This window comes from Streptomyces albipurpureus (assembly GCF_023701525.1).
In the GTDB taxonomy this organism is placed as follows: domain Bacteria; phylum Actinomycetota; class Actinomycetes; order Streptomycetales; family Streptomycetaceae; genus Streptomyces; species Streptomyces albipurpureus.
Genome location: NZ_JAMQAW010000132.1, coordinates 1 through 1,029 on the forward strand (window position 1 = coordinate 1; position 1,029 = coordinate 1,029).

Annotated in this window: 2 protein-coding genes; both read left to right on the forward strand. The window is 67.5% G+C overall.

Annotated elements, in window-relative coordinates:
• Positions 1–58: 58 nt before the first annotated feature.
• On the forward strand, positions 59–511 hold the full coding sequence (locus NBG84_RS40290) for a winged helix-turn-helix domain-containing protein (RefSeq protein WP_285369034.1): 453 nt from the start codon (positions 59–61) through the stop codon (positions 509–511).
• Positions 508–1,029 (forward strand): transposase (locus NBG84_RS40295; protein WP_250924714.1); only part of this gene is annotated, 522 nt, incomplete at its 3' end. The genes NBG84_RS40290 and NBG84_RS40295, both read left to right, overlap by 4 nt.

The window sequence follows — 1,029 nt, forward strand, 5'->3', positions numbered from 1 at the left end:
GTATCAACCTTCCTCTTCGGTTGCCGGTTCCTCCCTTCCTCCGTTGTCGAGGCCTCAGTTGGCGGAGGCGCGGCGTGTTCGGGCGGTTGAGTTGTTCGAGGGCGGCGTCTCGAGTGCGGAGATCGCGAGGGCGGTGGGGGTGTGTGCTGAGAGTGTGCGGCGCTGGCGGCGGGTGTGGGAGAAAGGCGGTGCTTCGGCCCTGCGGAGACGGGCAGCTACCGGTCGTCCGCCCAAGCTGGACGATGCCCAGGTCGAGATGGTCCGGGTCGCGTTGGAGCAAGGTGCCCAGGCTCATGGTTTCGAGGCCGACCTGTGGACCCTGGAACGGGTCGGCGTGGTCGTGGAGCGGGTGACGGGGGTGGTGTTGTCGAGGGCATCGGTGTGGCGGTTGCTGACCGGCCGGCTCGGGTGGAGCCTGCAACGGCCCGAGCGGAGGGCTGTCGAGCGGGACGAGTCGGAGATCGCCCGTTGGATCGCGCACGAGTGGCCGCGCATCAAAAAGGGGCTGTGAACACACGTGCCTGGATCGTCTTTCTCGACGAATCAGGCGTCTCCTTGCTCCCTCAGATCCGCCGCACCTACGCTCCCCGGGGCCGGACTCCGCTGCTGCGGCACCGGCTGAACTGGAAGCGGGCGTCGATGGCCGGGGCCCTGGGATACCACTCCACCGACCCTGACCGCGGGGCCCGCCTGTGCTTCCACCTCAAGCCCGGCAGCTACGACACCACGGCCCTCATCGAGGTCCTGGAGCAGATGAAGGTGTTCTACCGCGGCGAGCGAGTGGTCCTGGTCTGGGACGGCCTGTCCGCCCACTGGAGCCGGGCGATGCGAGCCTACGTCGCCGAACAGGACTGGCTCACCCTGGAACGGCTACCCGCCTACGCACCCCAACTGAACCCGGTCGAGCTGCTGTGGTCCTCACTCAAGAAACGTGAACTCGCCAACCTCGCCGGCGACCACCTCGCCGACGTCGCAGACGCCACCGAACAAGGCATCCACCGCATCCACCACAACCCACAACTGCCATGG